The sequence below is a fragment of the Paenibacillus aestuarii genome (genome assembly GCF_027789125.1).
GTDB lineage: Bacteria > Bacillota > Bacilli > Paenibacillales > NBRC-103111 > Paenibacillus_E > Paenibacillus_E aestuarii.
On sequence record NZ_JAQFVF010000075.1, the window covers coordinates 25,182 to 32,356 of the forward strand.

Here is a 7,175-nt window from a genome sequence, read left to right on the forward strand (position 1 = left end):
ACTTAGGTTATTGATAATTTAGTAAAGAGGGGTTTGACTTTAATATCTTTTCGATAGTCTTTGTTTTTTGATCCCTTACCGCTAAGGCCAATTTCCACGCCGGAGTTTCTTTGTAAATATTTACATTATATATTTTGTAATTCCCATCAGCGAATATATCTTCGACAGATTGGATACCGTATTTTGCAACAATAATTATTAGAATAACGATAAAAGATGTAATAACCGCCTTCTTTTTATTCATTGTATTACTCTTTCCCCCAATATAACTTACAAAATATAATTCTTCCGAGTATCCCCAGTTAGCTTAATAAAATCCATGATTTATTTACATTTCCATCTAGGTGTTAAGCAATTTCCTCATTCTCCAAACAACATACTGATGTCGTTCTTCCTTAACTTTTGACATTCCCGACTTGAGATAAAACTGAACTGCTCTTTCATTGGTTGGAGAGACTCTCAAATGATATTCCCTTACATTGTATTTAAGAAAAAAATTCTCAGCGTATTCCAATAGTCCCTTCCCATAGCCTTTCCCACGACACTCAGGAACCAAGTAAAATAAATTCACATATCCAATCTCATCTCCCTCGTAATGGAGGATTTGCAGTTCAATTTGTCCAATAATTCTCCCATCACTCTCAATAAGCATCAATCCATCTGGAAACCTAGATAATCGCTCCTCGATTCGATTAACATAAGCATCTTCCTCACCAAATCCTTCTTCATTACCAAAACTTACAACATAAGACTCTCTGCGGAATCTAACAATCACTTCCCTATCCTTGACAACATCTATACTACGAAATAGCATAATTCTAGCCTCCTTTTATATAACGCCATATAAAATTGCTCTTTCAATTAATCGTTCTTGATTAAGGCTTTACTTATCCACTTCAACGCCCTGTTTATAAAATTATGTTTTGGTTTTTTGAACATCTTTTCTACATTAGTCAGTTCAATCTTATCTCCTTCATTACGTAGATCCATATATTCGTACTTATCTGTTATCTTAATTAAACCCTGTTCCAAAAATGATAATAATCGCTGAGCTTCTATATAAACACTAGGTCTAATTATTTCCAATGGTTTTCTTTTCTTACTAAAATCTTCTTCATTCCAGTTAATCTTTTCTCTTAGAGCGGGCACTATATCAAGAATAGAAAGCACATAGGTCAACCCTAGATACCTTAAAAAAGAATACCCATCACAATAGTTTAAATAAATTTCCTCCAGAACCTCTACAAGATCATAAGTATTATGTATGACTTTTTGCAAAAGTTCTTCCAGTTTCATTTGTTCAAACTTACCTTTTGGTATTTTTGAGTACATTACTGTCTCTATTTCATTAAAGATATATTTACTTTTGTAGTTCAAGTCTAATAACTTAAAGTAAAAATCTTGACCGTAAATTTCCTCAATCCTAGGCGTACTGTATAACCAAATTTCAAATTCTTGTACTGTAATTTCCCTTCTATAAAGGTTGTAGAATTGTTGCTCAATGCTTTCCTTTCCTTCTCCAAATTCCCCCATTACGATTACATCACCATCACTTGTTATAAAATCGTGCTTTCATCACATATTTTCTAACAAATAAGCTTTTCTAATTATTGCGATTAGTTTTTTAATCCTCGCTCTTGGAAAATGTTTTTGATCCGACCGATACCAAGGGTCTAATAACCTATCTATAACGTCTATTGCCCTTGAATTATAAAGTACATACTCGCTTTCATTATGCGATCTCCATTGCGGCCAATAACTCCAGCACCATTCGAGAAAATCTTCTTCAGTAAGATTCATATCGTTTAAATCTATTTTTTTCATGAGAATATAGAGGTTTTCTGGTGTAAAGGGATTTTATAACATACTTTTTCACCTTATTTCAAATAAAATCATTCTTTTAACTTACTTTCTAATATCTAGTCCACAAAAACACCCAAAACGAAATACCAACAGTCGCAAACAATATCGCTATTATCCTTTGCATCATGAAATATGATTTTGGTGGTTCTTTTGTTGCTTTCCAGCTTTGTGTTATCTTCCATAATGTATATGGTGCAATCGCTCCAAACAATGCAAAGCCAATCCAAAGTGTAAAGAAGATTGTGGCTAAAATGCTGAATAACTTTAGTTCTGGAGGAACAAACATTGTAATCAACTCCACCCATTTCTCTTTTGACCTTATTTGGTATATTGTACCATTAAATACAACAAAAAAAGCTACCCATTTTCGGATAGCTATTCAGACGATCATATGAATTTGTACTCTTTAAATGATGCTGCTTGCCCTTGATATTTCCCCTCGTCGTCAACCAAATTCCAGACAGTAGCATTTACAATATAAAACCTTGTTCCGTTACTTGATATACGAATGCCAGTGTAATTATCAACAAAACCTTTTTCCGTAACAATTTCAAAAAATCTATCGCGTTCTGCCCGTTCCATTGGCTCAGCAGTTAATCTTGATGGAGTTGTTATGAAGGTTTCCCAATCCATCTCCCATAATTTTAAAGCTTCTCGGTTTCCAAAGTTTAAAATAGGATCGTCACCAACACCATGAGACAAAACAATAATTGGAGAGTGATAGAGCTGATCCAGCAAACCTGCTTCATATTTTACAGGAATCAAATCTTTTCCAGTCCATTTCTTATAACTCTGAATAATATTCTTGGCGTGTTCGTTTGTTGCCCCTGCTCCTGTCAAAATCATATTCTACATCCTCCGAATAAATATTAAGACTATTTGACTTTAAGATTGTCATTTATGTATCGATTTGAGCTATTTCACCAATCTAGTTCTATTAAGAATATAAAACAAATAAAAGTAGGAAATATATCCTACTCATTATCATGAATCACTTAATAGATGATAATTTGATAAAACTCAATGTGTAAAATAGGATGATGCAAAATATAATATTCCCAGAGATGAAGCACCAATGCTTGCAAACCATAATGGCCTTTTACGCAATAAACTTGAAACCGATGCAAGTACGATTGCGATTTGTAGTAATGTTAACGCAACTCCAGTTTTATGATGTTTTCGAACCAATACTGAAGTTTCCTTTATCTTTTCTTCCCTCGAATTTTCAAGTTCAGTTGCCTTCTGTTGAATATCCTTTTTTTCTATATCATATTTATTTACAGTTGCATCAAATTCACTTTGTACTTCTTTTGTTAGAGGATTTCCCGAGGCAGCAAGTGATTTCGATTGACTTAAAAATAACTCTTCCTTGATACCTTTAGCTTGATAATATGCCCATTGGTCGGATGCTTGTGATTGTAACAAAACAGCGTTATCCATTTCTAAAAGCGTATCAGTTGTAATTTGGCTTTCAGTTAATCCAACATAAGCAGTTAAAACAGCATAAATACTAATTGTTACTGCAACAATATTATTAAACTTGCTGCGCGCTTTCTCTTCTTTGTCTCGGTTTTTTTCATGTTCCTCAATTTCTTTAATTTCTTCTTCAACTATTTCTAATGGATTTTCAATTCCAAAATTCTCTTCCAACTTTGCACCTCTACCTTTTTTCCAATACTTGCCATCAAGTTTTTATTTTATTCAGTGTAAACCTATGTTTTATTCCATTGTTATTATAAACAGTGCAACGTAATCTGAATATTTGTTCATTTCTCATTTACCTCTCAACATTTCTTTAATCTCCGCTAATTCTTCTTTCACTTCACTTCTAAACTCAGCAAAATCGGCTTCAATACGATGCAAATGTCCTTGCATATCATCAATTTCCTGCTCTGCTTTATAGTTAATCGCAAAGTCTATAATCGTTTCTTGTTTATCTCTTGCTGCCTGTCTATTCTGACTCATCATAATGATGGGAGCTTGAAATCCAGCCAGGAACGATAGTACTAAATTCAGAAGAATAAATGGCGGCTCATCAAAATGAATTACTTTAGTAAAAGACATTGTATTAACAACAATCCATACCACCAGAACGGCAAAAAAGATATTAATAAACTTCCAACTTCCACCGAATTCAGCAATTTTATCTGCAAGTTTATCAGACCATTTAGTTGACTTTACGTATTCCTCATTTAAGTGAGCATGAATCTGATTTTCAAATTCATCTACCAAGCGGTTAACTCGAACACCGTAATCTTTTAATTCCTTTGTAGTTTCAAGTCCCATTGTTCTCACCGTCTCCTTTGAAATGGATTTTGATTATATTTGCGAACCTTTGATTAAATTTCGAAGTTGATCCTCATCTGTAATTGCAAGGTTAATTAGTGCCTGACCAACATCCATATTTACATTTGTAAGAAACCACATGCCAGTACTTGGTACAAGTGACCTTCTAAATTCATGAAATAAGACAGGTCTATATACTTTTAGCACAGTCATAAATTCAACTGTAGGCGGTACGATGTGTCGAATTTCAGAAATTGATCCAAAAAATTTCTTTATCTCTAAAATGTCAATCCCTTTTCTATTCAATCTTCTAATCATTGCAAAGAATTCATCAATCAGCTCTTCTTTGTTAACAATAATGTTTCACCTAACTCTCTGCATGGAATCATCATTTATTCTATATCAATTTCAAGCTCAAACTTCCTCTTTCAGGCATTACAATTTGAATATTCATTGTCATTCCATCCTCGCGATATAATTTCCTTGCCATATCGATGGCTATCTGTTTGGTCATGTTACTTTTTCTCCTCTGTCATAATTTATGCATCGTATCACTTTCTAATTTATAAAGAATCACTTTGTTGTACTCTCTTCTTGATAACATTACTTTTAAACTTTCAATTATCTCATTAGCTTCTTGACGATACTCCTCATCGCCAAAGATCTCAAACAATCTCATATAATCGTTATATTCATCCAACCATTCATCCAAATAAGCAGCACTCATAGATACCACCTCATACACCTATGATAGTATCGTTAGATTAAAATATTATGAGGATATGATTAAGACAGCCCCTCACCAAGGCTGTCTCTTTGCGTTACTCTCTACATCATCCTAGTTTTTAATTAATCATCTTAATTATTCCATACTTACGATCCCCATCTTACAGACGCTTCAAAAAATGATTAAGTGGCGTCTTATTTAGTGCGGCCTTTTTCTGATACTCCGGATTTAATTTTCATGGGAGTTCAATAATTTTGACACGATTTTCGAACAATTTACCAACAACGAATATACTTTCCCCAAGGACCCAAGTCGGCCTTTTCTCTTTCAATTAAATTAACAAAGTTCCAATTTACATCCCTACAACCCTTGCATGGATTAGATAGCATTTGGATCAGTGTAATATTCATTAGAACAACCATTAGGATCAATTAGTATTAACTTCTCAATAATAATGCTACTTGCGTCCGTTTCCATTTTACCTCCGGTCACGGTCATAATCTTTTACAACTGCAGGCCGAATCTTTTGAGCTCGATAAGTATTCCTTCCAGCTCCCTACCCTTTTCAGTCAGGGTATATTCCACCCGGGGCGGAACCTCCGGATAGACGGTCCTCTCTACGATCCCCTTCTCTTCCAGCTCCTTTAACCTAAGCGACAATGTCTTAGGGCTGATGCCTTCCATCGAGCGAAGCAGATCGCTAAAGCGCAGAGTGTTATCTAGCAATAGATCCCGGACGATCAAAACGGTCCACTTGATTCCGATGAGGCGTTCTTAGACATGATCTGAGATGAAATTTTTCTTAAAATAGACAAAGAGACTGCCGGTTCTCATTGCAGTCTCTTTGTCTTTTCAACTCCGCTAACGATTATTTATTGACTGTCAACGTTTTGCCAAGGTACTCTTCTAGTGTGGTGCCTTGTTTTGCAATTTCTTTGGCCATGTCTATCCCTACATATCGGATATGCCAAGGTTTATAAGGCAGTCAGATCCAACTTACTCCGCAAGAGAGGAGCTAGAACCATACTCTGTTACGGTATTTAGTTTTAACCTGACTGCCGACATACTTGTTGGTTCCGGCTCCGGTTCAGACAAACCTCGACTACCCATAAAATGGCTCAGCCCCTCTCCTTTTATTCTCCAGTATTTTACTCTGCCTACTGAAGCTATGCCACAGCAAACACCTAAATCCTAGGAAATAAAAATGCCCCTCAACGTGTAATTCGGTTTAAACAAGGTTTAGCGAACACTTAATTCATTTTCGGGAATTTATCACTATCATTTAATAAGACTAAGAATAAAATAAATAAATTAAAACTCAATGAGAAACCATAATATAAATCAAATTTACACTGCCAGTTATTACAATGAAAAAGGCAGCCGTCGCGTCCGGTTGCCTTCTTGTCTTATATTCAACAAACGTGCCCGTTAGCCATACATGCAGCGCAAGCGCTGCACCACAGATGATGAAAATGGGTTAATCAATTCGTCAATACTTCTACTATGGCTGGGAGAGGAAGGTCGATGCGCTATGGTGCCTTAGAGCCCAACCGTTAGTCTGACTCCAACGATCACGGTGCATCACAGATTGTCGCTCCCTTTCGGGAAGCACTCATGGGAGATTAATCCTACTCTGGTTGTTGCACCAGCCTCTTATCCGAATTAGCCGTAGAGAGGAATGTTTCTAAGTGGAAGTTGTCATTGAACGTGCATGCGGGATGGATATTCACAAAGATAACATTACAGCATGTATTTTAACGTCTAAAGGAAAGGAGATTCAAACGTTTTCTACGAAAACGGTACATCTATTACAACTCATTGACTGGATTAAACAGCATGATTGTTCTCACGTTGCAATGGAAAGTACAGGCGTATTTTGGAAGCCAATCGTCAACTTGCTTGAAGCTGAAGGTATTGAATTTCTAGTGGTTAATGCTCAACATATGAAGGCATTACCTGGTCGTAAAACAGACGTCAAAGATTCGGAATGGATAGCCAAGCTTCTCCGCCATGGGCTACTTAAAGCAAGTTTCATTCCAAATCGGACTCAACGCGAACTTCGAGAACTAGTCCGGTATCGCCGTAGTATCATTGAAGAAAGATCCAGACAGCACAATCGCATTCAAAAGGTACTCGAAGGAGCTAACATTAAACTTGGTTCTGTTGTCTCGGATATTATGGGTCTCTCTTCTCGCGATATGCTCCGTGCCATTGCAGATGGCGAAGATGATCCTGAAATACTAGCAAGCTTTGCTAGGCGCACCTTGAAGCGAAAAAAGGACGAACTCGAACTTGCTCT

At 36.0% G+C, this 7,175-nt stretch carries 10 protein-coding genes and 2 pseudogenes; 1 reads left to right on the plus strand and 11 read right to left on the minus strand.

Annotated elements, in window-relative coordinates; all coding sequences use genetic code 11:
- Positions 1 to 7 precede the first annotated feature (7 nt).
- From O9139_RS25955 to O9139_RS26005, 11 genes and pseudogenes are all read right to left on the minus strand, one after another.
- Positions 8 to 244: a hypothetical protein gene (locus O9139_RS25955; protein ID WP_270884659.1), complete on the minus strand. Its 237-nt coding sequence runs from the start codon at positions 242 to 244 to the stop codon at positions 8 to 10.
- Positions 245 to 340: 96 nt separating this feature from the next.
- The gene (locus O9139_RS25960) at positions 341 to 814 is read right to left on the minus strand and encodes a GNAT family N-acetyltransferase (protein ID WP_270884660.1); all 474 of its coding nucleotides are present in this window, start codon (positions 812 to 814) and stop codon (positions 341 to 343) included.
- A gap of 47 nt (positions 815 to 861) precedes the next feature.
- Complete coding sequence (locus O9139_RS25965) at positions 862 to 1,533, minus strand: hypothetical protein (protein WP_270884661.1); 672 nt, start codon at positions 1,531 to 1,533, stop codon at positions 862 to 864.
- A 379-nt stretch (positions 1,534 to 1,912) separates the two neighbouring features.
- Complete coding sequence (locus O9139_RS25970; protein ID WP_270884662.1) at positions 1,913 to 2,164, minus strand: DUF6199 family natural product biosynthesis protein; 252 nt, start codon at positions 2,162 to 2,164, stop codon at positions 1,913 to 1,915.
- 86 nt (positions 2,165 to 2,250) lie between these two features.
- Positions 2,251 to 2,709, minus strand: a complete 459-nt coding sequence (locus O9139_RS25975) for an MEKHLA domain-containing protein (RefSeq protein WP_270884663.1) — start codon at positions 2,707 to 2,709, stop codon at positions 2,251 to 2,253.
- Positions 2,710 to 2,883: 174 nt separating this feature from the next.
- Positions 2,884 to 3,513: a DUF4337 domain-containing protein gene (locus O9139_RS25980; protein WP_270884664.1), complete on the minus strand. Its 630-nt coding sequence runs from the start codon at positions 3,511 to 3,513 to the stop codon at positions 2,884 to 2,886.
- Positions 3,514 to 3,636: 123 nt separating this feature from the next.
- Positions 3,637 to 4,149 carry a DUF1003 domain-containing protein gene (locus O9139_RS25985; RefSeq protein ID WP_270884665.1) on the minus strand — a complete coding sequence of 171 codons (513 nt, stop codon included), beginning with the start codon at positions 4,147 to 4,149 and terminating at the stop codon, positions 3,637 to 3,639.
- Positions 4,150 to 4,182: 33 nt separating this feature from the next.
- Positions 4,183 to 4,467 (minus strand): hypothetical protein, encoded by a 285-nt coding sequence (locus tag O9139_RS25990; protein ID WP_270884666.1) that lies wholly within the window; start codon positions 4,465 to 4,467, stop codon positions 4,183 to 4,185.
- A 214-nt stretch (positions 4,468 to 4,681) separates the two neighbouring features.
- The gene (locus O9139_RS25995; protein WP_270884667.1) at positions 4,682 to 4,876 is read right to left on the minus strand and encodes a hypothetical protein; all 195 of its coding nucleotides are present in this window, start codon (positions 4,874 to 4,876) and stop codon (positions 4,682 to 4,684) included.
- A 504-nt stretch (positions 4,877 to 5,380) separates the two neighbouring features.
- Positions 5,381 to 5,644: pseudogene (locus tag O9139_RS26000) on the minus strand (winged helix-turn-helix transcriptional regulator); the annotation flags it as partial.
- A 100-nt stretch (positions 5,645 to 5,744) separates the two neighbouring features.
- Positions 5,745 to 5,855, minus strand: a pseudogene (locus O9139_RS26005) (D-alanyl-D-alanine carboxypeptidase family protein); the annotation flags it as partial.
- 709 nt (positions 5,856 to 6,564) lie between these two features.
- On the opposite strand from O9139_RS26005, the gene O9139_RS26010 reads away from it, so the two are divergent.
- Positions 6,565 to 7,175: IS110 family RNA-guided transposase (locus O9139_RS26010; RefSeq protein WP_270881084.1), on the plus strand; the 611-nt coding region annotated here is incomplete at its 3' end.

Excerpts from the sequence above, each read along its gene's own strand:
- O9139_RS25955 (WP_270884659.1), bottom strand. The coding sequence starts at position 244 with ATGAATAAAAAGAAGGCGGTTATTACATCTTTTATCGTTATTCTAATA.
- O9139_RS25960 (WP_270884660.1), bottom strand. The coding sequence starts at position 814 with ATGCTATTTCGTAGTATAGATGTTGTCAAGGATAGGGAAGTGATTGTT.
- O9139_RS25965 (WP_270884661.1), bottom strand. The coding sequence starts at position 1,533 with ATGGGGGAATTTGGAGAAGGAAAGGAAAGCATTGAGCAACAATTCTAC.
- O9139_RS25975 (WP_270884663.1), bottom strand. The coding sequence starts at position 2,709 with ATGATTTTGACAGGAGCAGGGGCAACAAACGAACACGCCAAGAATATT.
- O9139_RS25985 (WP_270884665.1), bottom strand. The coding sequence starts at position 4,149 with ATGGGACTTGAAACTACAAAGGAATTAAAAGATTACGGTGTTCGAGTT.
- O9139_RS25990 (WP_270884666.1), bottom strand. The coding sequence starts at position 4,467 with ATGATTAGAAGATTGAATAGAAAAGGGATTGACATTTTAGAGATAAAG.
- O9139_RS25995 (WP_270884667.1), bottom strand. The coding sequence starts at position 4,876 with ATGAGTGCTGCTTATTTGGATGAATGGTTGGATGAATATAACGATTAT.